Here is a 479-nt window from a genome sequence, read left to right as displayed (position 1 = left end):
CCCGACACCACCACCCCACCCGAACCCGGCACCTCCACCACCGCACCCAACAACCCATGACCCACACCCCTCAACCCATACACACCCACATCACCCACACCCCCACCACCACCCACCAACCAAAAACGCTCCCGAACAAACCCATACGTCGGCAACTCCACCAACCCACCATCACCAGAACCCGAACCCGAACCACCCACAGACCCCACACCCACACCACCAAAGAACGCACCCCAATCCACCCCCACACCCCGCACAAACAACTCACCCACCGACACCAAAAACCGACCCAACCCACCCTCACCACGCCGCAACGAACCACCCACCACCACACCACCCGCACCCACATCCTCCACACCCGCCACCAACACCGGATGCGGACTCACCTCAACAAACACATCAAACCCCAACCCCACCAACAACCCCACCACCGACTCAAACCGCACCGGCTCCCGCAAATTCCGATACCAATACGCCGC

1 protein-coding gene is annotated in these 479 nt (G+C 61.8%); it reads right to left on the bottom strand.

Going from position 1 to position 479, the window contains the following annotated elements:
• A partial coding sequence (locus AAHZ94_RS36590) for an acyltransferase domain-containing protein (protein WP_349997673.1) occupies positions 1-479 on the bottom strand: 479 nt, incomplete at both ends.

This window comes from Streptomyces sp. HSW2009 (genome assembly GCF_040240285.1).
Classification (GTDB): domain Bacteria; phylum Actinomycetota; class Actinomycetes; order Streptomycetales; family Streptomycetaceae; genus Streptomyces.
The sequence above is the reverse complement of the archived record's forward strand: the minus strand, read 5'-3'. Positions and strand labels throughout refer to the sequence as shown.